We start from the raw sequence: 24,040 nt of genomic DNA, 5'->3' as shown, positions 1-24,040 counted from the left end.
CCAGCGAATGACCCAGCGATGACCCTGCGATGACCACCACCCCCTCCGAGGTCTCCGAGCCCGGCCGCGTCGCCTACGTCGCGCTCGTCGCGTGCACCACCCTGGGCACGCTGTCGAGCACGATCATCACCTCGCCGATCAACCGGATCGCCTCGAGCCTCGGGGCGTCCCCGCGGGAGATCGTCTTCGCGGTGGCGGCGTTCACCCTGGCCATGGTGCTCTTCGCGCCGTTGGCCGGGTGGCTCTGCGAGCGCCTGGGGCCGCGCCGCTTCCTGCTGGCCTCGCTCGTCCTCATGCTCGTCGCCGGGGTGGGGGCGGCGCTCAGCCCGAACCTCCCCGTCCTGGTCGCGATGCGCGCCCTGCAGGGCTTCGGCTGCTCCGGCATCCCCCCGGCGGTCCAGCAGACGCTCGGCGTCTTCTGGGTCCGCAACCGGGGCCGGGTGATGGCGGCCTGGGCCTCGGCGATCGGCATCGGGCAGGCGCTCGGCCCGCCGCTCGGCGGCGTCGTGGCCGACCTGGTCGGCTGGCGCGGCGTCTTCGTCACCCACGCGGTCCTCTGCGGCGTGCTGGGGCTGCTCGTGCTCCGGTTCGTCCCCGCCGCCCCGGCCGGACGGCCCGCCATGCACGTCTCCGGGATGCTCACCCTGGTCGTGGGCGTCGGCGGCCTGGTCGGGGCCGTCACGGTGGTCGGCCAGGGCGGCACCTGGTCGCTGACCGCCGCGCTGGTGGCGCTCGGCGTGGTCGGGGTGCTCCTGCACCTCGTCGTCTCCCGGCGCAGCACCCACGCCCTCGTCGAGCCGAGGCTGCTCGTCGAGCGCCGCTACCTGCGCAGCACGGTGGCGGCGGGTGCGGTGATGGCGATCCTCGGCATCTTCATCGTGGCCACCCCGCTCGAGCTGGGCCAGGAGTTCGGGCTCTCGCCCAGCCGGATCGGCGCGATCACCGTCGCACTGGCCGCCTCGATGGCGCTCTTCGCCCCCGTGTCGTCGCGGATCGGCGAGCGGATCACCCCGCGCCGCGTCATGCACCTGGGGCTGGCCTTCCTGGTCTGCACCCCGCTGCTGCTCCCGCTCGCCCTCTCGCTCGAGGGGCCGGCGCTGCCGCTGGTCGCGGGCTTCGTGGTCCTCGCCGCCACCGGCTGCGCGATCGGCTCGGTCCAGTCGGTGGCCGCGCTGGGGGTGATGCGCAGCCCCGCCGCGGCGAACGGCACCGCCCTCGGCATCCACAACATGGTGCGCTTCTCGGGGCTGGCGGCCGGCTACGCCTGGGTGGCCCTGAGCTACCCGACGGGCCACTTCCTGCTCGTCTTCGCCGGCCCCGCGGTGCTGGCGGCGGTGGCGTTGGCCGTCGTCCTGGTGGGCCCCCCGGCCGCACCCGTCGAGGACGCCCCGACCCGGGCCGAGGTGCGGGCCCCCGGCGCCCCGGCGGTGGGGACGTGACCGCGCCCCGCCGCGTCGCCGCGCCGGCCGGGTCAGTCGCCGCCGGTGGCGGCGACCGGCAGGTCGGCGTGCTCGACGAGCAGCTGGCCGGCGTGGGTGATGTGCTCCTCCATGGCCCGGCGGACCTGGTCGGGGTCGCCGGCCAGGATCGCGGCCAGGACCTCGGTGTGGTCGTGGCGCGAGGCGTCGGGCCAGCCGCCGATCCGGTGGTAGAAGCGGTTGGGCACGTAGCGGGTCGAGGCGCGCAGGAACCACGCCAGCTTGGGGGAGCGGGCGGCCAGGTTGATGGTGCGGTGGAAGGCGTGGTTGCAGCGCTCGACCTCGTCGAGGTCGCCGCGCTCGAGCGCGGTGGTGATCGACGTCTGCAGCGCCTCCAGCTCCTTGACCTGCTCGGCGGTCAGGTGGGCGGTGGCGCGGGCCGCCAGCTCGCCCGCGAGCCGGGCCTGGACCCAGAAGAGGTCGCGGACGTCGTCCTCGGTGAGCTCGGCGACCACGAAGCCGCGCCGCGGCGCGAGCTCCAGGAAGCCCTCGCCGCGCAGCGCCAGGAGGCCCTCGCGCACCGGGGTCACGGACATCTCGAGCTCCTCGGCGACGCGCTCGACGCGGACGAACTCGCCCGCCCGCAGCTGGCCGGTGAGCACGAGCTCGCGGACGTAGGCGGCCGCCTCGTCGCTCAGCTGGGGTCGGGCCATCGTTCCTCCTGGGCTGCTGTCGGGCGGTCCACCTCGCCGCGGACCAAATGTAGGTCGGCCGGGTCGGCCGCACTAGCCATGATGCATAATATATTCTATATTCACAGTCATGCGGACGGACGAGGAGACAGTGATGGGTGACGCACAGCGACCGGCGGGTCCGCTCGCCGGGATGCGGGTGGTGGAGCTCTCCAGCTTCGTCGCGACCCCCCTGGCCGGCCTGACCCTGGCCCAGCTCGGCGCCGACGTGATCCGGGTGGAGCCGCTGGGTGGGGGCCCCGACCGCGGCCGCTGGCCGCTCGCGCCGTCGGGCACCAGCCTCTACTGGAGCGGCCTCAACCGGGGCAAGCGCGCGCTCGAGGTCGACCTCGCCGACCCCGCCGGGCGCGCGCTGGTCGCCGACCTGGTGGTCGAGGGCGACGGCATCCTCGTCACCAACAGCGAGCGCTGGCCCGACCTCGGCCACGAGGCGCTGGCCGCGCGCCGCGCGGACGTCGTCCACGTGACCCTGACGGGGCGCCACGACGGCGGCACGGCCGTCGACTACACCGTCCAGGCCGGCACCGGCTTCCCGCTCGTCACGGGCCCCGCGGGCCAGTCGTCCCCCGTCAACCACGTGCTGCCCGCCTGGGACGTCGCCGCCGGCCTCTACCTCGCGGCCGGCCTGCTGGCCGCCGAGCGGCACCGGGCGCGGACGGGCGAGGGCAGCGCGGTCAAGGTCGCGCTGGAGGACGTCGCGCTCGCCCTGGCCGGCAACCTCGGCTACCTCGCCGAGGCCCAGCTCGGTGGCCGGCGGGAGCGCGAGGGCAACGACGTCCACGGCACCTTCGGCACCGACCTGGTCACCGCCGACGGCGTCCGGTTCATGTTCGTCGCCCTCACCCCGCGGCAGTGGCGCGACCTGCTGGAGATGACCGGCCTCGGCGAGGTGGTCGCGGGCCTCGAGCGCGCCGTGGGCGCGGACTTCACCGACGAGGGCGACCGCTACCGGCACCGGGCCGCGCTGTTCGGGCTCGTGGGCTCCTGGGTGGGCACCCGGAGCTGGGCCGAGGTCTCGGCCGCGCTGTCGCGCACCCGCATCCTCTGGTCGCCGTACCGCACGTTCGCCGACCTGGCCGCCGACGACGCCGCCCTGCTGCGGGACAACCCCCTCTTCGCCACCGTTGACCAGCCCGGCGTGGGCGCCTACCTGGCCCCCGGCTCGCCGGTGCGGGTCGGCTCGGCCGGCACGAGCGACGCCCGCGCCCCCCGGGTCGGCGAGCACAGCACCGAGCTGCTCGCCGAGCGCCTCGGCCTGGCCGCCGGACGGATCGACGAGCTGGTCCGTGCCGGCGTCGTCCGCGACGGCAGCGGGGTGCCGGCATGAGCACTTCCGAGCTCGTGGCGGCGGCCGCCACCTGGCTCTTCGTCCCGGGCGACCGTCCGGAGCGCTTCGACAAGGCCGCCGCCGCGGGCGCCGACGTGGTCGTCCTCGACCTCGAGGACGCCGTGGCCCCCGCGCAGCGGCCCGACGCGCGCGACGCCGTCGCCGCCTGGCTGCCGACCGCGGGCGTCTCCTGCGCCGTGCGGGTCAACGCGGGGGCCGACCGCGCCGCCGACGTCGCGGCGCTGGCCGGGCTGCCGGGTCCGGTCGTCGTCGTGGCGGCCAAGGCCGAGGACCCCGACGACCTGGCCGGCCTGCTGGCCGCCCTGCCGTCCGGATCCACGGCGGTCGCCCTCGTCGAGACCGCGCGGGGCGTCCTCGCGGCGCCCGCGCTCGCCGCCGTCCCCGGCGTCGTCCGGCTCGCCGTCGGCACCTTCGACCTCGCCGCCGAGCTCGGCGTCGACCCCGAGGACGCGACGGCGCTGGCGGCCACCCGCGGCGCCCTCGTCCTCGCCTCCGCCGCCGCGGGGCTGGCCGGCCCCGTCGACGGCGTCACCGCCGCCCTCGACGACCCCGACCTGCTGACCCGCGACACCGCGGCGTCCGCCCGGCTCGGCTTCGCCGGCAAGCTCTGCATCCACCCCCGCCAGGTGCCCGTCGTCCGCGCCGCCTTCGCGCCCGCCGACGACGAGGTGCGCTGGGCCGAGCGGGTGCTCGCCGCGGCGCAGGACGACGGCGTCGCCGTCGTCGACGGCCGGATGGTCGACAAGCCCGTGGTCGACCGGGCGCGCCGGGTGCTCTCCCGCGCGCTGCCGCCCGCTGCACCTCAAGCCGCACCTCACGCTTCAGCCGAGACCCCGTCCCCCCAGGAGGAGACCCGATGAGCAGCCAGCTGACCCCCGACGAGCAGGACATGGTCCGCCTGGTGGCGGAGTTCGTGGACGACCGCGTCCGCCCCCACGTGCGCGAGTACGAGGCCGACGACGTCTACCCCGAGGAGTTCATCGAGGAGATGAAGAAGCTCGGCTTCTTCGGTCTCCTCGTGCCCGCCGAGCACGGCGGCGTCGACGTGAGCACCGCCTGCTTCGCGCGGGTCACCGAGGAGCTGGCGCGCGGCTGGATGAGCCTGGCCGGCGCCATCGGGGGCCACTCGGTCATCACCTACCTGATCCGCACCTTCGGCACGCCCGAGCAGCAGGAGAAGTGGCTGCCCCGGATGGCCGACGGCAGCGTGCGCGCCACCATGGCCCTCACCGAGCCCAGCGGCGGCAGCGACCTGCAGGGGATGCGCACGTACGCCGTCCGCGACGGCGACGACCTCGTCGTCCACGGTTCCAAGACCTGGATCTCCAACGCCGCGCACTCCGGCCTCATCGGGCTGCTGTGCAAGACCGACCGCGACGCCACCCCCGCGCACACCGGGATGAGCGTGCTGCTCGTCGAGCCCGGCGAGGGGTTCAGCGTCTCGGGCAAGATCCCCAAGCTCGGCTACCGCGGCGTCGAGGCCTGCGAGCTCACCTTCGACGGCCTCCGCGTCCCGGCCTCCTCGGTGCTGGGCGGCGAGCCCGGCGTCGGCTGGCAGCAGATGATGCGCGGCCTCGAGCTCGGCCGGATCCAGGTCGCGGCCCGCGCCGTCGGCGTGGCCCAGGCGGCGCTCAACGACGCCGTCACCTACGCCCAGCAGCGCGAGTCGTTCGGCAAGCCGATCTGGAAGCACCAGTCGGTCGGCAACCTGCTCGCCGACATGGCGACCAAGACGAAGGCGGCGGCGCTGATGACCGCCGACGCCGCCGAGCGGCTCGACTCCGGCCGCCGCGCCGACATGGAGGCCGGGATGGCCAAGCTCTTCGCCTCCGAGACCGCCATGCAGGTCGCCATCGACGCGATGCGCGTCCACGGCGGCTACGGCTTCTCCAAGGAGTACGAGGTCGAGCGGTACTTCCGCGACGCCCCCCTGATGATCCTCGGCGAGGGCACCAACGAGGTGCAGCGCAACGTCATCGCCGCCCAGCTGGTCGCCCGCGACCGCAGCAACGAAGGAGCCTGACCATGTCCCTGCTCGAGAACCGCACCGCCGTCGTCACCGGGGGCGCCCAGGGCATCGGCCTGGCGATCGCCCGCCGCTACGTCGAGGAGGGCGCCCGCGTCGTCATCGGCGACCTCGACGAGACCGCCGCCCAGAAGGCGGCCGCCGAGCTCGGCGCCGACCGGGCGTTGGGGGTCCGCTGCGACGTGGTCGACGCCGGCCAGGTGCAGGCGCTCGTCGACGCCGCGGTCGACACCTACGGCTCGCTGGACGTCTTCGTCAACAACGCCGGGATCACCCGCGACGCCACCATGCGCACCATGAGCGAGGAGGACTTCGACCTCGTGATCAGCGTCCACCTCAAGGGCACCTGGAACGGCACCCGGCTGGCCGCCGCGCGGATGCGGGAGCAGAAGTCCGGCGCCATCGTCAACATCTCCTCGCTCTCGGGCAAGGTCGGCATGGTCGGGCAGACCAACTACTCCGCCGCCAAGGCCGGGATCGTCGGGATGACCAAGGCCGCGGCCAAGGAGATGGCCCACCACGGCGTCCGGGTCAACGCGATCCAGCCCGGGCTGATCCGCTCCGCCATGACCGAGGCGATGCCGCAGAAGGCCTGGGACCAGAAGATGGCCGAGATCCCGATGGGCCGCCCCGGCGAGCCCGAGGAGATCGCCTCCGTGGCGCTCTTCTACGGCTCGGACCTCTCGTCGTACATGACCGGCACGGTGGCCGAGGTCACCGGCGGCCGGTTCATGTGACCGTGCCCGTGCCGGCGTACGACGGCTGGGAGCCGACGCCGCTGGTCCGCACCGAGCTGGTCGACCCCGCGCCCGTGCGGGCGCTGGCCGCGCTGCTCGACGACGGGCCCGCGCCGGAGACCGGCGACCCGCTGCCGCCGCTGTGGCACTGGGTCGCGCTGCCCCGCTGGGCGGCGTCCTCGGTGCTCGGGCCCGACGGCCACCCGCGGACCGGCTCGTTCCTGCCGCCCGTCGCCCTGCCCCGGCGGATGTTCGCCGGGGGAGAGGTCGCCTGGCACCGGGCGCCCCGGGTCGGCGAGGAGGTCCGGAGCGAGGCCCGCGTGGTCTCCGTGACGGACAAGACGGGCCGCTCCGGCCCGCTCGTCCTCGTCGTCGTGGAGACCGAGGTGCGCGGCGCCGACGGCGACCTGTGCCTCGTCGAGCGCCAGGACGTCCTCTACCGCGAGGCCGGGGCGCCGGCCGGCGGCGAGCTCCCCGAGCCGCCGACCGACCAGGCGCCCACCGGGCCGCCGCTGCGGGCGGTCCCGGACGGTATGCCGGCCTGGGACGTGGTCACCGACCCCACCGTCCTGCTGCGCTTCAGCGCCGCCACGGCGAACGCCCACCGGATCCACTACGACTGGCCCTACGCCACCCGGGTGGAGGGCTACCCCGGACTCGTCGTCCACGGCCCCCTCATGACGCTGCTCCTCGCGGAGTCGCTGCGCCGGGCCGGGGCGCTCGACGGCCCGGTGGTGCTGCGGCACCGCAACCGAGCCCCCCTCTTCTGCGGGCAGCCCGCCCGCGTCACCCACGACCCGCACCCGTCCGGGACCACCGCGCTGCTCTCCGGCGCGGACGGCGCTCCCCGCACCTCCCTGGACGTCCACCCCCTCGAGAAAGGCACTCGTCATGAGTGAAGCCATGCGTGAAGCAGTCATCTGCGAGCCGGTCCGCACCCCGATCGGCCGCTACGGGGGGATGTTCGCCTCCCTCACCGCCGTCGACCTCGGCGTCGCCGCGCTCAAGGGGCTGCTGGAGCGGACCGGCCTGTCGGGCGAGGAGGTCGACGACGTCATCCTCGGCCACTGCAACGGCAACAGCGAGGCGCCCGCCATCGGCCGCGTCGTCGCCCTCGACGCCGGTCTCCCCGTGACCGTCCCGGGTCAGCACCTGGACCGCCGCTGCGGCTCGGGCCTGCAGGCCGTCCTCAACGCCGCGATGCAGGTGCAGACCGGCGCGATGGACCTGGTGGTCGCCGGCGGCACCGAGAGCATGAGCAACGCGTCGTTCTACTCCACCGACATGCGCTGGGGCGGCGCCCGCAGCGGCGTCACGATGCACGACAGCCTGGTCCGGGCCCGCTCCACCGCGGGCGGCCGGCACTACCCGGTGCCGGGCGGGATGCTCGAGACCGCCGAGAACCTGCGCCGCGAGTACTCCATCAGCCGCGCGGAGCAGGACGCCCTCGCCGTGCAGTCGCACCAGCGGGCCGTGGCCGCGCAGGAGTCCGGCGTGCTGGCCGAGGAGATCGTCCCGGTGACGGTGCCCGGCCGCAAGGGCGAGTCGACGGTCGTCACGGTCGACGAGCACCCGCGCCCCGACACCACCATGGAGTCGCTGGCGAAGCTCCGCCCGATCCTCGGCAAGTCCGACCCCGAGGCGACCGTCACCGCCGGCAACGCGTCCGGCCAGAACGACGCCGCCTCCCTGTCGATCGTCACCACCCCGGAGAACGCCGCCCGGCTGGGGCTGACCCCGCTGGTGCGCGTGGTGAGCTGGGGCGTCGCCGGCGTCGAGCCCAAGGTGATGGGCATCGGCCCCGTGCCGGCGACCCAGGTCGCGCTCGACAAGGCCGGGCTGCGGCTCGACGAGATCGACCTGATCGAGCTCAACGAGGCGTTCGCCGCCCAGGCGCTGGCGGTGATGCGGGAGTGGAAGTTCGGCGCCGCCGACCACGACCGCACCAACGTGCACGGCTCGGGCATCTCGCTGGGCCACCCCGTCGGTGCCACCGGCGGCCGGATGCTCGCCACCCTCGCCCGCGAGCTGCAGCGTCGCGAGGCCCGCTACGGCCTCGAGACCATGTGCATCGGCGGCGGCCAGGGCCTCGCCGCGATCTTCGAGCGGGTCTCCTGATGCGGGTCCTCGGCAGCGTCGCCGAGATCGAGGCCGCGGTCGGTGAGGCGATGGGGCCCACCGAGTGGGTGACGCTGGACCAGGCGGCGGTCGACGCCTTCGCCGAGCTCACCGGCGACCACCAGTGGATCCACGTCGACCCCGAGCGAGCGGCGTCCTCGTCCTTCGGCGGGACGATCGTGCACGGGTTCCTCACCGCCTCGATGCTGCCGGGCTTCGGCCTCAGGCTCTTCCGCATCGACGCGGGCAGCGCCCGCCTCAACTACGGGGTGGACAAGATCCGATTCCCCGCGCCGCTGCGCACCGGCACCCCGATCCGGGCGACCGCGACCTTCACCTCGGTCGACGCCGTCGGGTCGGGCACCCAGGTGCGCACCTCGTGGACCGTCGAGGCCGAGGGCAGCGAGCGGCCCGTCTGCGTGGCCGAGACCATCACGCTCGTCCTCCCCTGAGCGACGACCCCCTCGCCCGCCCTCACGCAGGGCGGGCCGATAGTCCCCCGCGTTCTGACCGCACGCCACGGCGTGTCCTTGGTCAGGACGTGGGGGACTATCTCGGTTTCAGGGGGTCAGAGGTGCTCGACGACGTGGTCGAGGCAGCGGGTGAGCTGCTCGACGTCGGTGGGGTCGACCGCGGGGTACATCGCGATCCGCAGCTGGTTGCGGCCCAGCTTGCGGTAGGGCTCGGTGTCGACGATCCCGTTGGCCCGCAGCACCGCCGCGAGCCGGGCGGCGTCCACCGACTCGTCGAAGTCGATCGTGCCGACCACCAGCGAGCGGTGCTCGGGGTCGGCGACGTACGGCGACGCGAAGGACGACTTCTCGGCCCACCCGTAGAGCGCCTCGGCCGAGGCGGTGGTCCGCTCCACCATCGCGTCGAGCCCGCCGGCGCCGTTCATCCAGTCGAGCTGCTCGGCCATGAGGAAGAGCGCCGCGACGGGCGGGGTGTTGTAGGTCTGGTCCTTCGCGGAGTTGTCGATGGCCGTCGGGAGGTCGAGGAACGGCGGCACGTAGCGCCCGCTCGAGGCGATCTCGTCGGCGCGGGCCAGGGCGCGCGGGGACATCAGGGCGATCCACAGCCCGCCGTCGGAGGCGAAGCACTTCTGCGGGGCGAAGTAGTAGACGTCGGTCTCGGCGACGTCGACCGGCAGCCCGCCGGCGCCGGAGGTGCCGTCGACCACGACGAGGGCGTCGTCGGCCACGCTCGCGGGGCGGCGCACCGGCGCCATCACGCCGGTCGAGGTCTCGTTGTGGGTCCACGCGTAGACGTCGACCCCCTCCTCGGCGTGGGGCTCCGACCGCGACCCGGGCGCGGCCTCGACCACCGTGGGCTCCTCGAGCCACGGGGCCGCCGCGACCGAGCCGGCAAACTTGGCGCCGAACTCGCCGAAGACGAGGTGCTGGCTGCGCTGCCGGACCAGGCCGAACGCGGCCACGTCCCAGAACGCCGTCGCGCCGCCGTTGCCCAGCACCACCTCGTGGCCCTCGGGCAGGGAGAAGAGGTCGCGGAGCCCGTCGCGGACCCGGCGGACGACGTCCCGCACGGGCGCCTGCCGGTGCGAGGTGCCGAGCAGGGAGGTGCCGGTGGCGGCGAGCGCCTCGACGTGCCCCGGCTGGATCTTCGACGGCCCGGAGCCGAAGCGCCCGTCGGCGGGGAGCAGGTCGGCCGGGATGGTCAGCGCGTCGGGGGACGTGGAGGTCACGGCGTCTAGTCTGTCACCCGGCCACGCGCGCAGCGAAACGGATTCCGCCCCATGACGACCGCAGCACCCGACGACCTCCGACCCGCCCTGCGGCTGGCCCGGAGGCCGATCACGCACCCCGACTCCGTGCGGCTGGTGGAGGAGGTGCAGGCGGAGTACGTCCAGCGCTACGGCGGGCCCGACGAGGCGCCGATCGACCCGTCGCAGTTCGAGGGGGAGCGGGGCGGCTTCTACGTCGGCTACCTCGACGGGGTGCCGGTCGCGACCGGCGCCTGGCGGCAGGTCGCGCCGCCGCCGGGCACCGGCCCGGGACCGGTCGCCGAGGTGAAGCGGATGTACGTCGCGGCGTCGCACCGGCGCCTCGGCCTTGCCCGGCAGGTGCTGGCCCAGCTCGAGGAGGCCGCGGCCGCGGCCGGCGTGCGGACGCTGGTGCTGGAGACGGGGCTGCGGCAGCCCGAGGCGATCGCCCTCTACGAGTCGTCCGGCTACCACGTGATCCCGGGGTACGGCTACTACGCCGAGGCCGAGCTCTCCCGGTGCTTCGGCAAGGATCTGGCCCCGAGTCCAGCCGACACGCCGTAGCAGCACGATCTTCTCGCACTTTCTCGGGGGTACGCCGGACACGCGGGGCCACCCCGACGTAGCGTCACGGACGTGACTGGAGGGACTCGGGGAGGGCGCCGCAGGGCGGACAGGACGGCGGCTCGGCGAGGGATCGTCGGGGCGCTCATGGTGCTCCTGCTGGCCACGGCGGTGACGACGCCGGGCCCGGCCCAGGCCGGCCCGGCGTCCGATCCCGGACCCGACCGCGCGGACCGCGCCGGCCGCCCCGCCGTCGCCGCGCGGGTGCCGGTGCTCAGCGCCGCCCTGGTCTACGCCTCGGCGCTGGAGCCCTACGCGCGCTACCAGCCGCCCCGGCGCTGCCGGCCGCGGTCCAGGCCCGGCGTGCTGCTGCTGGCCGAGGTGCTCGTCGCCCGGGGCGGCGGCCAGGGCCCGATCGGCCGCAGCTGCTCGGGCGCGGCGAGCTCCGAGCACCACGAGGCCCGCGCCTTCGACTGGATGCTCGACGTGCGCGACCCCGCCCAGGAGGCGCTCGCCACCCAGTTCCTCGCCGAGGTGCTGGCCCCCGACCACCTCGGCAACCCGCACGCCCTGGCCCGCCGGATGGGGATCATGTACGTGATCTGGGACGACACCATCTGGTCGGCGTACCACGGCTTCGTGCCGCGCCCCTACCTCAGCTCGTCCTGCCGCACGAGGCGGCGCTGCTCGCCCACCCTGCGCCACCGCGACCACGTGCACGTCTCGCTGACCCGGCGCGCCGCGCGCGGGCTGACCAGCTGGTACCTCGAGCAGCCCGCCCTGCCGGTCCAGACCTTTCCGCCGGACGCCACCCCCACGCCGTAACCCACTTGGGGGATCCCGCCGGACGTCCCGGGTCCGGTGCCTAGACCTCGCCTAGCGTGGACCCGTGGGGACGAGGTCGCGGTGGGGGCGCCGGTCGGCGGGCGTGCTCGTGCTGCTCCTGCTGGCGGGGACGGCGTGGGGCGTGGGCCGCGCCGTGCTGCGCGACGAGCCGGCCCCGCGGGTGCTGGGCCACTACCCGCCCGACGGGGCCGAGGACGTCTCGCCCCGGGCGCGGCTCGACGTCGTGCTCAACGGCTCGCTCTCGGGGGTGGCCGACCGGCTGCGCTTCTCGCTGGTCGACGCCCACGGCGAGGCCGTCCCCGGCGCCGTCCACCTCGACCCGGCGATGCGCGGCGTCGAGTTCGAGCCGCGGGAGCCGCTCGCGTCCGGACGCCACCGGGCGGTGGTGGAGGTGCCGGGCGTGGTGGAGCCGGTGGAGTGGTCCTTCACCGTGCCGTCCCGCGCGCCCCTGACCCGAGGCCCGGGCGGTCCGGTGCTGCTGGCGCTCGACGCCGAGGACCCGTACGACGACTTCCTCGCCGAGGTGCTCCGGGCGGAGGGGCTCACCGCCTTCACCACGGTCGACGTCGCCGGCCTCGACCCGGGCGTCCTGCGTCGCCACGAGGCCGTCCTGCTGTCGCGGACCCCGCCCGGGCCGGCGGCCGACGCCCTCGCCGGGTGGGTGCGCCGCGGGGGCCACGCCGTGCTCTTCCGTCCCCGGGGCGCCCTCGCCCGGCTCGCCGGCCACGTGCCGGCCGGCAGGGCGCCGGTGCCGGACGGGCGTGTGAGCACCGGCCAGCCGGCGTGGGCCGCCGCCCACCCGCTGCACGGGCCCGCCGACGTCGTGCGCGTCGGCCGCGGGGCCGAGGTCGTGGCGCAGGTCCTGCCGGGAGCCGGTGCCGGGGCCCGGGCCGTGCCGGGCGTGACCGTCCGACGGCTGGGCGAGCGGGGCGGGCGGGTCACGGCCTTCACCTGGGACCTCGCCCGGGCCGTGGTGCTGACCCGGCAGGGCAACCCCGCCTGGGCCGGGCGGGAGCACGACGGCCACCCGCCGCTGCGCCCCAACGAGCTCTTCGAGGCCCCGCCGGGGGAGGGGGAGGACTGGGTGGACCCCGGCACCGCGGAGGTGCCCCACGCGGACGAGCAGATGCGTCTCCTCTCCCGCCAGCTGGTCGAGGCCTCGGCCGACGCGGGCCGTCCGCTGCCGCGGTGGTGGTACCTGCCCCGGGACCACGCGGCCGCCGTGGTGCTGGCCGCCGACGACCACGGCGTCGAGGACGGGACGCTGGCGCACTTCCGCCGGCTCGTGTCCGGCGACCCGCCGGGCTGCGTGGTGGCCCGCTGGGAGTGCGCCCGGGGCACCTCCTGGATCTACCCGGAGGCGGAGCTGACGCCTGCCGAGGCCGACGAGCTGGTGGCGGCCGGCTTCGACCTCGGGGCCCACGTCACCACGAGCTGCCAGAACTGGTCGCCGCGCTCGCTCGACCTCGCCTACGCCCGGGGCCTGCGGGCGTTCCGCGCCCGGTTCCCCGCGCTGCCGGCACAGCGGGGCAGCCGCCTGCACTGCGTGGTCACCTCCGACCCGCTCACCCAGCCGCGGGTGGAGCGCGCGTGGGGGATCCGGCTGGACATGAACTACTACCGGTGGCCCCCCGAGTGGGTGGACCGCCGCGAGGGGTTCATGACCGGCTCCGGCCTCCCGATGCGGTTCAGCGACCTCGACGGCGGCCTGCTCGACGTCCACCAGCAGGAGACGCACCTCGTCGACGAGGTCTTCCACGGCGACGCCGACGCCCTGCGCCGGCTCGTCTCCCGGGCCCGCGGTCCGCAGGGCTGGGTCGGCGCCTTCGGCACCCACGTCGACTTCACCGACTCGTTCGCCGACGACCTGGTCTCGGTCGCCCGCGGGCTGCGGGTCCCCGTGGTCTCCGCCGAACAGCTGCTCGCGTGGACCGACGCGCGGGCCGCCACGACGTACGGACACCCCCAGCGGGACGACCGCCACGTGCACTTCCGCGTGCGGGGGCCCTCGGCCGCGGAGGTCGGCGGTCCGGGGATGCTGCGCGCGATGATGCCGCTGCGCACCCGCGACGGCGTGGTCCGGCGGGTGCTGCACCACGGGAAGGACCTCCCGCACGACGTGCGGGAGGTCCAGGGACTGGAGTACGCCGTCTTCGACGCCGTCCCGGGCGGGTACACCGTCCGCTACGGGCCGCCGGCCCGGGCGGGCTGAGGCCCGCCTCCGGGCGGGGGCTACTCCTCCACGACGTGGATCGCGGCCTCCTCGGCGCTGGCCCCGGCCCCGTCGATGCCGACGTCCTCGCCGACCAGGTCCTTCTCGGTGTCCTCGCCGATGCCGCGGTCGGGGTCCACCAGCCGGCCGGCCCGCCGGTCGCCGACCTCGCCGTCGTCCAGCTCCTCGTCGGCCTCGCGTCGGGCGGCCTCGTCGTAGGGGTCCGGCTCGGGGACCTCCTGGGCGATCCGCTGGTCGAGGCTCTCGCCGGTCGCCTCCTCGTAGGGCGTGTTGCCGTAGCCCTGCGCCGCCGACCACTTCTCGGGGGGCGAGTAGCCCTCGTCCAAGGGCTCGGCGAGCCCGCGGTCGTCGACGAGGCTGTCGCCGTCCCCCTGCGGCTGGTCCTCGTCGTCCACGCTGTAGCCGTGGTAGGACTCGCTGTCGGGCGTCTCGGTCATCGTCGCTCCTGGGATCGGGTTCGCTGTCGTGCCGGTGTCGTTCCGGTGTCGTGCGACGACGTACCCGATCCCCGGGGCGCGATGCGTGCTGCGGGGTGGTGCGGGGTGGTGCGGGTGGCTCAGGCCGACCAGTCGGGGTTCCAGCCCTCGATCGCCGACGCCGGACGCGTCGCGGGGCCGGTGTAGACGGCCGACGGACGGATCAGGCGCCCGGTGCGCTTCTGCTCGAGGATGTGCGCCGACCAGCCGCCGGTCCGGGCGCAGGTGAACATCGAGGTGAACATGTGGGCCGGCACCTCGGCGAAGTCGAGGACGATGGCCGCCCAGAACTCGACGTTGGTCTCCAGCACGCGGTCGGGACGGCGCTCGCGGAGCTCGGCCAGCGCGGCCTTCTCCAGCTCCTCGGCGACCTGGTAGCGGGGCGCGTCGAGCTCGCGAGCGGTCCGGCGCAGCACGCGGGCCCGCGGGTCCTCGGCGCGGTAGACGCGGTGGCCGAAGCCCATGAGCCGCTCCCCGTCGTCGAGCAGCCGCTTGACGTAGGCGCGGGCGTCGCCCGACTTCTCGACGTCCTCGATCATCCCGAGCACGCGGGAGGGGGCGCCGCCGTGCAGCGGGCCGCTCATCGCGCCGATGGCCCCGGAGAACGCCGCGGCGACGTCGGCACCGGTGGAGGTGATGACGCGGGCGGTGAAGGTGGAGGCGTTCATGCCGTGCTCGGCCGCCGACGACCAGTAGGCGTCGATCGCCTTGACGTGCTTCGGGTCGGCCTCGCCCTTCCAGCGGAGCAGGAACTTCTCGGCCAGGGTGGCGCCCTCGTCGACCAGCTTCTGGGGCACGACCGGCTTGTGCAGCCCGCGCGCCGACTGGGCGGCGTACGACAGCACCATGACGGCGACCCGGGCGAGGTCCTCGCGGGCCTGCTCGTCGCTGATGTCGTAGGTCTGGCCGAAGCCGAACGCGGGGGCCAGCATGGCGATCGCGGCCTGCACGTCGACGCGGACGTCACCGGTGTGCACGGGAAGGTTGTAGGCCTCGGCCGGCGGGAGACCGGGGGTGTAGCTGCCGTCGATCAGCAGCCCCCACACGTTCTCGAAGGGCACCCGGCCGACGATCTCCTCGATGTCGACGCCGCGGTAGCGCAGGGCCGACCCCTCCTTGTCGGGCTCGGCGATCTCGCTCTCGAAGGCGACGACGCCCTCCAGTCCGTGGTGAACCTCGGTCATGCGGCTTCGACTCCTTCGTCGGGGGATGGGGGGTGCGCTGCGCTGCGTGTGGCACCGGACACCAATTCTGCACCCGCGCCGGTTCCGGCGGCGCACCCGGCCGGTCTAGGGTCGCCTGCGTGGAACCCCCGCAGCCCCCGCGTCCTCCGCCCACCCCGTCGCTGGCCGAGCTGCGCCGGGAGTACGGCGACCGCGGGCTGGGCGAGGACGACGCGGGCGACGACCCCGTCGCGCTCTTCCGCCGCTGGCTCGCCGAGGCGATCGCCTCGGGGCTGCACGAGCCCAACGCGATGGTGGTCGCCACGGTCAGCACCGACGGACAGCCCTCGGCCCGGGCGGTCCTGTGCAAGGGGTTCGACCAGCGCGGCTTCGTCTTCTACACCAACCGCGGCTCCCGCAAGGGGGTGGAGCTGGCCGGCAACCCGCGGTGCGCCCTGCTCTTCGACTGGCACCCGCTGGAGCGGCAGGTCCGGGTCACCGGCGAGGCGTGGTCGCTGCCGCCCGACGAGGTGGCCGCCTACTTCGCCTCCCGGCCCCGCGGCTCCCAGCTCGGCGCCTGGGCCTCGCAGCAGTCGGACCCGGTGGCGTCGGCCGACGAGCTGGCCGCGGCCTACGCCGACGCCGAGGCCCGGTTCGCCGGCTCCGACGTGCCCGTGCCCCCGCGCTGGGGCGGCTACCGGGTGCGCCCCCTGGCCTGGGAGTTCTGGCAGGGGCGGCCGGGGCGGATGCACGACCGGATCGAGTACCTCCGCCCCGGGACGGACCCCGCCGCCTGGGTGCGCCGCCGGCTGGCCCCCTGAACGACCCCTCGCCCTGAAGACCCCTCGCCCTGAAGACCCCTCTGCCTGAAGACCCCTCTGCCTGAAAAACCCCTTGGCCGCGGCGGTTCGCCGACCTACCGTGGAACCACACGGGAAAGGAGGTGGTCCGAGAGATGAAGTCTTTCCGGATGCGTGAGGTGGCTGCGAGCTAGCAGCTAGTCCACCGCAGTCACCCGACCCGCAGGCTCCGGACGTCCGACCGGCCCAGGCTCCACGCGAGCAGCCTGCGGGTCGCCTGCGTCCTGACTCGCCTGCGTCCCGGTCCGCCTGCGTCCCGGCCCCGTCCCGGCGTGAGACGCTGGCCGGGTGGAGCAGGGGGGACGGCCGGCGGAGGACGGGCCGCTGCCGTCGGCGGCGCGGCCCGACCGGCTGCCGCGCACCGTCGAGGAGCTGCCCCCGCAGATGTTCGAGGACCTGACCCAGCTGCTGTGGACGATCATCCGGCTCGGCTCCGACCTGGACGAGGAGCGCGTGCTGCGCCGTACCGCCGCGGGGGCCCGCACGGTCACCGGCGCCGGCCGCGCGGTGGTCGAGCTGCTGGGCCACGACGGGGAGGTGGAGGGCGTCGTCACCGAGCGGGGCCGCAGCCGGCACCCGGTCGCGCCGCCCGGGCCGGAGGCCCCGGTCCTGCGCCAGGAGCTGGTCGTGGGCGGCACCCCGGTCGCCCGGGTCACCGTCTCCGAGCCCGCGGGGGCGGCGTTCGGGCCCTTCGACGCCTCCCAGGTCGAGGCCGTCGCGCGGACCGCCGAGACCGCCCTGCGCAACGCCCGGATGCACGCCCAGAGCGAGCGGCGCCGCGTCGTGCTGGAGGCGACGAGCGGCGTCGCCCACGCGATCGGGTCCCCGGACCCGGTCTCCCTCGACGAGGTGCTGGGCCTCGTCACCCGGTCGGTGCGCCACGCGCTCGGGGCCACGGGGGCGGGCGTCCTGGTCCCCGACCCGGGCGGCATGCACGAGGTCCGGGCGCTCGAGGTGCGGCGCGGCTACCTGACCCGCAGCCGCACCCTCTTCGCGGCCGCCCGTCCGGCGCTCGACGAGGTCCTGGCGACCGGCCGGGCGCAGGTCCTGGTCTTCGGGCGCGACGTGATCGCGGTGCAGCCGGTGGACTGGCGCGTCGAGCAGCGTCACCTGCTGGGCGTCTGGTGGACGGGTCGGACCGCACCGGTGACCCCCGAGGAGCACGAGGTGGTGGCCACCTTCGCCGAGCAGGCGGGCGTGGCGCTCGACCGGGCGCGTTCCGTGCAGGACCGGGAGCGGCTGGCGGTGGTCAGCGAGCGGGAGCGCATCGCGCGGGACCTGCACGACGTCGTGATCCAGCGGATCTTCGCCTCGGGGCTGCAGATCCGCAACCTGCTCCGGGAGGACGACCTCGAGCGCGTGCGGAAGGGCCTCAAGGGTGCCGTGGGCGACCTGGACCTCACGATCCGCGACATCCGCTCCACCATCTTCGACCTGCACCGCGACCGGGCGCCGCGGCTGCGCGAGGATGCTCGCGCGCTGCTGGCCGAGTACGCCCCGACGCTGGGGTTCACGCCCGTGCTGCGCAGCGAGGGCGACCTGGACTCCCTCGACGACGCCGTCCTCGTCGAGCACCTGCTGGCCACGCTGCGCGAGCTGCTCTCCAACGTCGCCCGGCACGCGGGGGCCACCAGCTGCCACGTGCTGCTGTGCCGGGGCGACGGGTGCCTGGAGGTGCGCGTCGCCGACGACGGCCGGGGCCTCGACCCGGGCGAGCCGCGCAGCGGGCTGGACAACGTGGGCCTGCGCGCGTCGCTGCTCGGCGGCACCTTCGAGGCGGGACCGGCGAGCGGCGACGACGTCCCCGGCGCAGGCACCGGGACCGTCGCCCGGTGGCGGGTGCCGCTGCCGGGCTCGGGCTAGGCGCCGTCAGTCGACGTCGTGCGCCCGCCCCGCCTCGGCGGCCACGGCCGGGTCGCTCGGGTCGACCGCGCCACCCGGGTCGGTCGCCGGGACCGGCCCCGCCATGACGAGCGCTGCCACGGCGTTGAGCAGCGCCCAGCAGATCCCCACGCAGACCAGGTAGCGGGTGAGCGCGTCGGCGAGCGGCAGCGTCCCCTCGACCAGGCTGAGCCACAGGGCGGGGGAGGAGACGACCGCGGCCGCTCCCAGCACAGCTCCGTGCAGGGGACCCATGCTCATCCGGTCGCCCCCGTGCGGGTGAGGGCGCGGTCACCGGTGACGACGCCGACGGACCGGACCTGCCCGCTCCCGCCGAGCTCGGAGTAGGAAAGGACCGGCAGCCGGTCCAGCGTGGGCCGGACCAGGCGGCGCAGCGCCGCGCGGATCTGGGGCGCGCAGACCAGCACGGGGCTCTCGCCGCGGTTCTCGGACTCCTGGGTCAGCCCGGTGAGCTGGATCAGCACGGCCTGGCCGACGTCGGGGTCGAGCGCGAGGACGGCGCCGTGGTCGGTGGCGCGCATCGACTCGAGCATCCGGTGCTCCAGCTGGGGCTCCAGGCTGATCACGTGGACGTCGCCGTTCTGCAGGTACGGCGCCACGACGGCGGGGCCGAGCGCCTGGCGGGCCGCCTCGACGAGCCCGTCGTGGTCCTTCGACGCCGCCGCCCGCAGCGAGAGCGCCTCGAAGATCCGGACCAGGTCGCGGACGGAGATCTTCTCGTCGAGCAGCGACTGGAGCACCCGCTGCACCTCGCCGAGGCTGAGCTGGGTGGGGGTGAGCTCCTCGATCACGACGGGGTGGTTGCGCTTCACCACGTCGGTGAGCAGCCGCACGTCCTCGCGGCCGAGCAGGCGGGCCGCGTGCTGGGTGACGACCTCGGCCAGGTGGGTGGTGATCACCGACGCCCGGTCGACGACGGTCGCGCCGGTGAGCTCCGCCTGGTTGCGCAGCTCGGTGGGGATCCACTTGGCCTCCAGCCCGAAGACGGGCTCGACGCCGACCTGGCCGGGCAGGTTGCCGAGGTAGTCGCCGATCGCCATGACGTGGCCCGAGGGGGCCTCGCCGCGGGCCACCTCGATCCCGAAGAGCGTGATGGCGTAGGTGCGCGACGGCAGGTCGATGTTGTCGCGGGTGCGGACCGGCGGCACGACGATGCCGATGTCGCCGGCGACCTTGCGGCGCAGCGCCTTGACCCGGTCGAGCAGGTCGCCGCCGACGCTGGGGTCGACCAGGTCGATGATGTCGGGGGCGAGCTCGAGGCCGAGCGGGTCGACCTGGATCTCGGCGGCCAGCAGCTCGGGGGAGTCGGGGTTGGGGGCGGCCTCGACGGCGGCCAGCTGGGCGGCCTCCTCGGGGTCCGCCTTCTCCGGGACCCGGGTCGAGGCCAGCAGCATCACCCCGCCGGCGACCAGGAACGGCAGCTTGGGCAGGCCGGGGATCAGGCAGAGGGAGAACGCCGCGAAGCCGGCGATCCGCAGCGGCATCTGGTTGGCGGTGATCTGCCGCACGATGTCGCTGCCCATGTCGTCGTCGCCGGCGTGCCGGGTGACCACGAGGCCGGTCGCGACCGAGAGCAGGAGCGCGGGGATCTGGGAGACGAGGCCGTCGCCGATGGAGAGCAGGCTGTAGGTCTGGATCGCCTCGCCGAAGGGCATCCCCATCTGGGCCACGCCGATCGCGAAGCCGCCGATCAGGTTGACCAGCGTGATGACGATGGCGGCGATCGCGTCGCCCTTGACGAACTTGGAGGCGCCGTCCATCGCACCGTAGAAGTCGGCCTCGGCGTGCACCTCGGCGCGCCGCCGTCGGGCCTGGTCCTCGGTGATCAGCCCCGAGTTGAGGTCGGCGTCGATGGCCATCTGCTTGCCGGGCATCGCGTCGAGGGTGAAGCGGGCGCCGACCTCGGCGACCCGGCCGGCACCGTTCGTGATGACGACGAACTGGATCACCAGGAGGATCGCGAAGACGATGATGCCGACCACGAGCGACCCGCCGACGACGAAGTGGCCGAACGTGTCGATCACCTTGCCGGCGTACCCGTCCAGCAGCACGAGGCGGGTGGCGCTCACGTTGAGCGCCAGCCGGAAGAGCGTCATCACCAGCAGGACCGCCGGGAACGCGGCGAAGTCGAGCGGCTTCTGGACGAACATCGCCACCATGAGGATGAGCAGCGCACCGGTGATGTTGAGGGCGATGAGCAGGTCGAGCACGACGGCGGGCAGCGGCACCACCAGCATCACGACGATCAGCACGATGCCGACCGGCACGCCCAGCTGCGTCAAGCGCTTCACGCAGGATCCTCTCGAAGGGTCACCTCATCCGGTGCGCCCTCCGTGGCGCGACGGGCACCGTCCTGGTGCCTCGGAGGACCTATCGGCCCTCGGCCACGACTTCTGAGGACTTTCTGCGACGTCCTGCCGGCAGCACCTTCGGCAGCTCGGCCTCGGTGCGCGGGCTGCGGTGCTCGCCGCCCCGGTGGCCCCGGGTGCGACGGCTGATCACGAAGGCCAGCACCTGCGCGACGGCCGCGAAGAGCTCCGGCGGGATCTCCTGCCCGACCCGGGTCGAGGAGTGCAGGGCGCGGGCCAGCGGGACGTCGCGCACGAGCGGCACCCGGTGGCCGGTGGCCTCCTCGCGGATCCGGGCGGCGACGGCCCCGGCGCCGCGGGCCACCACGACGGGGGCGCCCCGCTCGGGCTCGTAGCGCAGCGCCACCGCGACGTGGGTGGGGTTGACCAGGACGACGTCGGCGGTGGGCACGTCGGCCATCATCCGGTTGCGGGCGGCGGCGAGCTGGCGGGAGCGGATGGCGCTCTTGACCAGCGGGTCGCCCTCGGAGTTCTTGTGCTCCTGCTTGACCTCCTGCTTGGTCATCCGGGTCTGCTTGCCGATCTTGCGCCGCTGGAAGGCGTAGTCGGCGGCGGCCATCACCAGGCCGGCGAGCGCGACGTTGCGGATCAGGCCGAGCGACTCCTCGGCGATCACGTCGAGCACCTGCGGGATCGGCATCAGCCCGCCGAGCAGCGGCATCATCGACTTCACGACGAGGTAGGCCAGCAGGCCGACGGCCGAGCTCTTGAGGATCATCTTGGCGGCCTCCCAGAAGGCCTGGGGGCCGAAGACCCGCTTGGCGCCCTGGATGAGGTTGAGCTTCTTGAAGTTGGGCTTGACCGCCTTGGTGGCGAGGTAGAAGCCGCCCTGGGCGAGGGCCCCGGCGACGCCGATCACCATCACGCCGGAGGCCAGCAGGAGCAGGGCCAGGGCGACGTGCCACAGCCCCCGGCTGAGCAGCTCCATCGCCAGGGCGGGGTCGGCGGCCTCGACCGCCGTCAGCGAGGCGGTCATGAGGTCGCGCAGCGCCGAGAGCTCGCGCCCCAGCAGCATCGGGAGGGCCATCCCCACCGCCAGCATCGACGCCCAGCCGCCCAGCTCCTGGGTGCGCGGGACCTGCCCCTCCTTGCGGTTCTCCTTCTTCTTCTTCGGGGTGGGCTTCTCTGTCTTCTCCTCGCTCACCGGCCCCTCACCCCCCGCCCGCGATCGCGGCCATGGCCTCACCTGCGAGGGTGACCAGCCGCTCCATCGCCTCGGGCAACACCGGGAAGGAGAGGCCGAGCAGCAGCAGGGTGAGCCCGATCTTGGCCGGGAACATCACGTTGATCGCGTTGAGCTGGGGCGCCACCTTGGTGAGCAGGGCGAGCGCCAGGTCGGCGACGAAGAGCACGGCGATCATCGGCAGCGCGATCTGCACCGCGGTGACGAAGAACATCCCGAACGCCGTCGTGAGGACGCCGGGCGCGCCCGCGGTGTCCGGCACCTCGCCGAGGGGCAGCAGCTCGAAGGTGCTGAGCAGCCCGCCGATCACCAGCAGGTGACCGCCCGTGGCGAAGAGCAGCATCGTGGCCAGCATCTGGTGGAACTTGCCGAAGACGGTGTTCATGTTCATCGCCAGCGGGTCGAAGGCGGCGGCCAGCGCGAAGCCGCCGAAGATGTCGACCAAGGCCCCGGCCGCCGAGATCGCCTGGAAGAGCAGGAAGGTCACGAAGCCCATCCCCACGCCCACGAGCACCTGGGTGACCGCGACGACCACGAGGTCCCACGTGCCCGTGGCCACCTGGCCGCGCAGCGAGGGGGCGACGGTGAACGCCAGCCCCAGCGCCAGCACCACCTTGGCCATGGTCGGCACCGAGCGGGACGAGAACGGCGGGACCACCGCCAGCCAGGCCCCGATCCTCAGCGAGGCCATCAGGTAGGCGAGCAGCTCGGGCCCGGCGAGGGAGAGGACCACGGCACGGCCCCTAGCCGAGCATCGAGGGCAGCGCCTCGAAGAGGTCCAGGGTGAAGGTCACCAGGGTGTGCAGCATCCAGTTGCCGCTGACCAGCAGGGCCACGCCCACGCCGACCAGCTTGGGGACGAACGCGAGGGTGAACTCCTGGATCTGGGTCATCGACTGGAAGAGGGAGATCGCGAAGCCGATCACCAGCGAGGTGACGAGGATCGGCGCGGAGAGCTTGAGCGCCACCACCATGGTGCGCAGCGCGATCTCGATGACGACGGTGTCGGTCATCCCGGCCCTCCGTAGCTCGAGACCAGGGAGGTGACCACCAGCCCCCATCCGTCCACGAGGACGAAGAGCAGCAGCTTGAACGGGAGCGACACCATGACCGGCGGCATCATCATCATGCCGAGCGCCATCAGCGCCCCGCTGACCACGATGTCGATCACCAGGAAGGGGATGAAGATGATGAAGCCGATGATGAAGGCCTGCTTGAGCTCGCTGAGCACGAACGCCGGCACCAGCGTCGTCATCCCGACGTCGTCGCGGTCCTCGGGCAGGTCCCGCCCGGCGACGTTGGTGAGCAGGATCAGCTCCTCGTCGCCCGACTGGTCGAGCATGAACTCCCGCAGCGGCTCCATCCCGTCGGTGAAGGCGGCGGTCGAGGTCTTGTCGCCGTCGAGGTAGGGCTGCAGGCCGACGTCGTTGATCTGGGAGAGGACCGGTCCCATGATGAACAGGCTGAGGAAGAGCGCGAGCCCGGCCAGGACCTGGTTGTTGGGGGTCTGCTGCAGGCCGAGGGCGTTGCGGGTCAGCCCGAGTACCACGAGGATCTTGGTGAAGCTGGTGCAGGTCAGCAGGATCGCGGGCAGCAGCGAGAGCAGCGTGAGCGCGATGATGATGACGACCGAGTTGCTCGGCGTCTCGGTCAGCCCGTCGAGCTCGATCGTGACCGAGCTGCCGCCCGAGGGCCCGGACGGTCCCGACGGCCCGCCGGGGCCCTCGGGGTTGAGGGAGAGGTCGACGGCGTGCGCGGCGCCGCCCACCGACCCGAGGAGAAGGGCGAGGAGCAGGCCTGCCAGCGCGGCCCCGAGCACCCGTGGCAGCCACCTCACGGCCGGTGCCTGCCGCGGTCGTCGCGGCCCTCGCGGCCGCGGTCCTGCAGGGCGGCCAGCGCCTGGCGCCACGTCGCCGGGGAGAGGACCGACCCGCCGAGCGGGGTGGTCTCCGGGGCGACCTGCGGCTCGAGGCGCCGGGCGCCGCCCGCGGGGGCGGCGTCGCCGGGGGCGGCGTACGCCGTGCCGGCCGGGCCTGCGGCCCCGTCGTCCTCGGCGTCGGCGAGCTCCTCGCCCACCAGCTCCTCGGGGTCCAGCTCGGTCAGCACGGTGACCTGGTGCTCGGTGGTGCCCAGCACGAGGACGCGGCTGCCCACCGTCACCACGGCGACCGCCGTGGTGCGGCTCAGCGGCTGGCGGTGCACCACGCGGACCAGCGCGTCGGCGCCGCCCTTGAACCGACGTGCCCCGAGACGGGCCAGCAGCAGGAGCAGGCCGACGACGACGGCCAGCGAGAAGACCAGCCGGAGGGTGAGCTCGAGCACGGG

24 protein-coding genes are annotated in these 24,040 nt (G+C 74.4%); 13 read left to right on the top strand and 11 right to left on the bottom strand.

The features are described 5' to 3' along the window. Positions 1-29 precede the first annotated feature (29 nt). On the top strand, positions 30-1,439 hold the full coding sequence (locus DNK53_RS00310; protein WP_110180352.1) for an MFS transporter: 1,410 nt from the start codon (positions 30-32) through the stop codon (positions 1,437-1,439). A gap of 32 nt (positions 1,440-1,471) precedes the next feature. Here the strand turns inward: DNK53_RS00310 and DNK53_RS00305 are convergent, their stop codons facing one another. After that, positions 1,472-2,131, bottom strand: a complete 660-nt coding sequence (locus DNK53_RS00305; RefSeq protein WP_110180351.1) for a GntR family transcriptional regulator — start codon at positions 2,129-2,131, stop codon at positions 1,472-1,474. 133 nt (positions 2,132-2,264) lie between these two features. Here DNK53_RS00305 and DNK53_RS00300 point away from each other — a divergent pair, with 133 nt between their 5' ends. Genes DNK53_RS00300 through DNK53_RS00270 form a run of 7 tightly spaced genes read left to right on the top strand, consistent with a single transcriptional unit; the run spans position 2,265 to position 8,851 of the window. Continuing rightward, on the top strand, positions 2,265-3,497 hold the full coding sequence (locus tag DNK53_RS00300; protein ID WP_110180350.1) for a CoA transferase: 1,233 nt from the start codon (positions 2,265-2,267) through the stop codon (positions 3,495-3,497). After that, complete coding sequence (locus DNK53_RS00295) at positions 3,494-4,378, top strand: HpcH/HpaI aldolase/citrate lyase family protein (RefSeq protein ID WP_110180349.1); 885 nt, start codon at positions 3,494-3,496, stop codon at positions 4,376-4,378. The genes DNK53_RS00300 and DNK53_RS00295 overlap by 4 nt, the downstream gene beginning before the upstream one ends. Further along, positions 4,375-5,541: an acyl-CoA dehydrogenase family protein gene (locus DNK53_RS00290; RefSeq protein WP_110180348.1), complete on the top strand. Its 1,167-nt coding sequence runs from the start codon at positions 4,375-4,377 to the stop codon at positions 5,539-5,541. The genes DNK53_RS00295 and DNK53_RS00290 overlap by 4 nt, the downstream gene beginning before the upstream one ends. Positions 5,542-5,543: 2 nt before the next feature. Continuing rightward, positions 5,544-6,281 (top strand): 3-oxoacyl-ACP reductase FabG, encoded by a 738-nt coding sequence (fabG, locus tag DNK53_RS00285; RefSeq protein WP_110180347.1) that lies wholly within the window; start codon positions 5,544-5,546, stop codon positions 6,279-6,281. A 2-nt stretch (positions 6,282-6,283) separates the two neighbouring features. Next, positions 6,284-7,180, top strand: coding sequence for an HTD2 family dehydratase (locus tag DNK53_RS00280; RefSeq protein WP_239456285.1), 897 nt, complete (start codon positions 6,284-6,286; stop codon positions 7,178-7,180). A 4-nt stretch (positions 7,181-7,184) separates the two neighbouring features. Beyond that, positions 7,185-8,399 carry an acetyl-CoA C-acetyltransferase gene (locus DNK53_RS00275; RefSeq protein ID WP_110180346.1) on the top strand — a complete coding sequence of 405 codons (1,215 nt, stop codon included), beginning with the start codon at positions 7,185-7,187 and terminating at the stop codon, positions 8,397-8,399. Then, entirely contained in the window at positions 8,399-8,851 is a 453-nt protein-coding gene (locus DNK53_RS00270) for a MaoC family dehydratase (protein ID WP_110180345.1), read from the top strand. The genes DNK53_RS00275 and DNK53_RS00270 overlap by 1 nt, the downstream gene beginning before the upstream one ends. Positions 8,852-8,967: 116 nt before the next feature. On the opposite strand, the gene serC is transcribed toward DNK53_RS00270, so the two are convergent. Then, the gene (serC, locus tag DNK53_RS00265) at positions 8,968-10,101 is read right to left on the bottom strand and encodes a phosphoserine transaminase (RefSeq protein ID WP_110180344.1); all 1,134 of its coding nucleotides are present in this window, start codon (positions 10,099-10,101) and stop codon (positions 8,968-8,970) included. A gap of 51 nt (positions 10,102-10,152) precedes the next feature. Here serC and DNK53_RS00260 point away from each other — a divergent pair, with 51 nt between their 5' ends. The 3 genes from DNK53_RS00260 (at position 10,153) to DNK53_RS00250 (ending at position 13,741) form a co-directional block, all read left to right on the top strand. Further along, positions 10,153-10,683, top strand: coding sequence for a GNAT family N-acetyltransferase (locus DNK53_RS00260; RefSeq protein WP_110180343.1), 531 nt, complete (start codon positions 10,153-10,155; stop codon positions 10,681-10,683). Positions 10,684-10,830: 147 nt separating this feature from the next. Further along, entirely contained in the window at positions 10,831-11,508 is a 678-nt protein-coding gene (locus tag DNK53_RS00255) for a VldE C-terminal domain-containing protein (RefSeq protein WP_110180342.1), read from the top strand. A gap of 64 nt (positions 11,509-11,572) precedes the next feature. Next, a complete protein-coding gene (locus DNK53_RS00250) occupies positions 11,573-13,741 on the top strand; it encodes an Ig-like domain-containing protein (protein WP_162599680.1) in 2,169 nt (722 codons plus the stop codon). Between the two features lie 20 nt (positions 13,742-13,761). Here the strand turns inward: DNK53_RS00250 and DNK53_RS00245 are convergent, their stop codons facing one another. Together DNK53_RS00245 and DNK53_RS00240 are read right to left on the bottom strand one after the other, a co-directional pair. Then, positions 13,762-14,199, bottom strand: coding sequence for a DUF5709 domain-containing protein (locus tag DNK53_RS00245; protein ID WP_110180340.1), 438 nt, complete (start codon positions 14,197-14,199; stop codon positions 13,762-13,764). Between the two features lie 119 nt (positions 14,200-14,318). Further along, positions 14,319-15,422 (bottom strand): citrate synthase 2, encoded by a 1,104-nt coding sequence (locus DNK53_RS00240; protein WP_110180339.1) that lies wholly within the window; start codon positions 15,420-15,422, stop codon positions 14,319-14,321. Positions 15,423-15,541: 119 nt separating this feature from the next. Between DNK53_RS00240 and pdxH the strand changes: the two genes are divergently transcribed. Both pdxH and DNK53_RS00230 read left to right on the top strand, forming a co-directional pair. Next, positions 15,542-16,222: a pyridoxamine 5'-phosphate oxidase gene (gene pdxH, locus DNK53_RS00235; RefSeq protein WP_239456284.1), complete on the top strand. Its 681-nt coding sequence runs from the start codon at positions 15,542-15,544 to the stop codon at positions 16,220-16,222. Positions 16,223-16,549: 327 nt separating this feature from the next. Beyond that, complete coding sequence (locus DNK53_RS00230; protein ID WP_110180338.1) at positions 16,550-18,124, top strand: GAF domain-containing sensor histidine kinase; 1,575 nt, start codon at positions 16,550-16,552, stop codon at positions 18,122-18,124. A 6-nt stretch (positions 18,125-18,130) separates the two neighbouring features. Here DNK53_RS00230 and DNK53_RS00225 read toward each other — a convergent pair whose 3' ends face one another. The 7 genes from DNK53_RS00225 to DNK53_RS00195 all read right to left on the bottom strand — a co-directional run bounded on the left by DNK53_RS00225 (position 18,131) and on the right by DNK53_RS00195 (position 24,037). Then, positions 18,131-18,403: a hypothetical protein gene (locus tag DNK53_RS00225; protein ID WP_162599679.1), complete on the bottom strand. Its 273-nt coding sequence runs from the start codon at positions 18,401-18,403 to the stop codon at positions 18,131-18,133. After that, a complete protein-coding gene (flhA, locus tag DNK53_RS00220) occupies positions 18,400-20,454 on the bottom strand; it encodes a flagellar biosynthesis protein FlhA (protein ID WP_110180336.1) in 2,055 nt (684 codons plus the stop codon). The genes DNK53_RS00225 and flhA overlap by 4 nt, the downstream gene beginning before the upstream one ends. Positions 20,455-20,533: 79 nt before the next feature. Further along, positions 20,534-21,676, bottom strand: coding sequence for an EscU/YscU/HrcU family type III secretion system export apparatus switch protein (locus DNK53_RS00215; RefSeq protein ID WP_110180335.1), 1,143 nt, complete (start codon positions 21,674-21,676; stop codon positions 20,534-20,536). 7 nt (positions 21,677-21,683) lie between these two features. Then, positions 21,684-22,448, bottom strand: coding sequence for a flagellar biosynthetic protein FliR (locus DNK53_RS00210; protein ID WP_110180334.1), 765 nt, complete (start codon positions 22,446-22,448; stop codon positions 21,684-21,686). 10 nt (positions 22,449-22,458) lie between these two features. Continuing rightward, positions 22,459-22,728, bottom strand: coding sequence for a flagellar biosynthetic protein FliQ (locus tag DNK53_RS00205; RefSeq protein WP_110180333.1), 270 nt, complete (start codon positions 22,726-22,728; stop codon positions 22,459-22,461). Beyond that, positions 22,725-23,552 carry a flagellar type III secretion system pore protein FliP gene (gene fliP, locus DNK53_RS00200; protein WP_239456283.1) on the bottom strand — a complete coding sequence of 276 codons (828 nt, stop codon included), beginning with the start codon at positions 23,550-23,552 and terminating at the stop codon, positions 22,725-22,727. Before fliP ends, DNK53_RS00205 begins: the two co-directional genes overlap by 4 nt. Then, the gene (locus DNK53_RS00195; protein WP_110180332.1) at positions 23,549-24,037 is read right to left on the bottom strand and encodes a flagellar biosynthetic protein FliO; all 489 of its coding nucleotides are present in this window, start codon (positions 24,035-24,037) and stop codon (positions 23,549-23,551) included. Before DNK53_RS00195 ends, fliP begins: the two co-directional genes overlap by 4 nt. Positions 24,038-24,040 lie beyond the last annotated feature (3 nt).

It is taken from the genome of Nocardioides solisilvae, from assembly GCF_003194625.1.
Lineage (GTDB): Bacteria > Actinomycetota > Actinomycetes > Propionibacteriales > Nocardioidaceae > Nocardioides > Nocardioides solisilvae.
This window is presented reverse-complemented; position numbering and strand designations above follow the sequence as displayed.

What these genes read in the sequence shown, in the direction of transcription:
- DNK53_RS00310 (WP_110180352.1), top strand. Translation starts at nt 30, where the DNA reads ATGACCACCACCCCCTCCGAGGTCTCCGAGCCCGGCCGCGTCGCCTAC.
- DNK53_RS00305 (WP_110180351.1), bottom strand. Translation starts at nt 2,131, where the DNA reads ATGGCCCGACCCCAGCTGAGCGACGAGGCGGCCGCCTACGTCCGCGAG.
- DNK53_RS00300 (WP_110180350.1), top strand. Translation starts at nt 2,265, where the DNA reads ATGGGTGACGCACAGCGACCGGCGGGTCCGCTCGCCGGGATGCGGGTG.
- DNK53_RS00295 (WP_110180349.1), top strand. Translation starts at nt 3,494, where the DNA reads ATGAGCACTTCCGAGCTCGTGGCGGCGGCCGCCACCTGGCTCTTCGTC.
- DNK53_RS00290 (WP_110180348.1), top strand. Translation starts at nt 4,375, where the DNA reads ATGAGCAGCCAGCTGACCCCCGACGAGCAGGACATGGTCCGCCTGGTG.
- fabG (WP_110180347.1), top strand. Translation starts at nt 5,544, where the DNA reads ATGTCCCTGCTCGAGAACCGCACCGCCGTCGTCACCGGGGGCGCCCAG.
- DNK53_RS00275 (WP_110180346.1), top strand. Translation starts at nt 7,185, where the DNA reads ATGCGTGAAGCAGTCATCTGCGAGCCGGTCCGCACCCCGATCGGCCGC.
- DNK53_RS00270 (WP_110180345.1), top strand. Translation starts at nt 8,399, where the DNA reads ATGCGGGTCCTCGGCAGCGTCGCCGAGATCGAGGCCGCGGTCGGTGAG.
- DNK53_RS00260 (WP_110180343.1), top strand. Translation starts at nt 10,153, where the DNA reads ATGACGACCGCAGCACCCGACGACCTCCGACCCGCCCTGCGGCTGGCC.
- DNK53_RS00255 (WP_110180342.1), top strand. Translation starts at nt 10,831, where the DNA reads ATGGTGCTCCTGCTGGCCACGGCGGTGACGACGCCGGGCCCGGCCCAG.
- DNK53_RS00245 (WP_110180340.1), bottom strand. Translation starts at nt 14,199, where the DNA reads ATGACCGAGACGCCCGACAGCGAGTCCTACCACGGCTACAGCGTGGAC.
- DNK53_RS00240 (WP_110180339.1), bottom strand. Translation starts at nt 15,422, where the DNA reads ATGACCGAGGTTCACCACGGACTGGAGGGCGTCGTCGCCTTCGAGAGC.
- DNK53_RS00225 (WP_162599679.1), bottom strand. Translation starts at nt 18,403, where the DNA reads ATGAGCATGGGTCCCCTGCACGGAGCTGTGCTGGGAGCGGCCGCGGTC.
- DNK53_RS00205 (WP_110180333.1), bottom strand. Translation starts at nt 22,728, where the DNA reads ATGACCGACACCGTCGTCATCGAGATCGCGCTGCGCACCATGGTGGTG.